1 protein-coding gene is annotated in these 505 nt (G+C 60.4%); it reads right to left on the reverse strand.

The window, feature by feature from the left end; translation table 11 throughout:
• Positions 1-195: DUF3144 domain-containing protein (locus EOE48_RS28630; protein ID WP_127734236.1), on the reverse strand; the 195-nt coding region annotated here is incomplete at its 3' end.
• Positions 196-505 lie beyond the last annotated feature (310 nt).

Genomic DNA, 505 nt, shown 5'->3' on the forward strand with positions numbered 1-505 from the left:
CTCCTCCCGGGCTGCCGCCAGTTCCGCGCCGCTCTTGAAGCTGCGGGCGCTCATCCAGGCGCTGAAACGCGTGGCGCCGAAGGTCAGCGAGGCACTCACCTTGCCCAGGTCATCGAATTTTACAAAATGATGGTTGGCCAGGTCGATGTGCGCATCGGCGCGGTCATAAAAGGCCTGATCGGTAGCTTGGGTCATTGCGGTTCACCTTGTAACGGAAGCCCAAGCCTTGCATGGCGGCGCGCATACGTGCAAGGCTGAAAAAGGATCACTCATGACGAAAAGGAAGCAAAGCACCTTATGCTTGGAATCACACGTATCCATCGCTATTTGCGCCCACTGCCTGCAAAACCGACTGCAGCCAGTGGGCGTGACCTCAAGGCCAAACCAGCCGCCCGCCTCGCCTCAAAGGTTGCAAACCTCCTCTGCACTCCCCGCTCCGCCCCGCCTTACTTCTGCGTTACCCCTGAGCGCCCCCCTGTCGACCGTGTGCCTCCGACCTGACTGC

The sequence above is a fragment of the Methylobacterium oryzihabitans genome (assembly GCF_004004555.2).
Classification (GTDB): domain Bacteria; phylum Pseudomonadota; class Alphaproteobacteria; order Rhizobiales; family Beijerinckiaceae; genus Methylobacterium; species Methylobacterium oryzihabitans.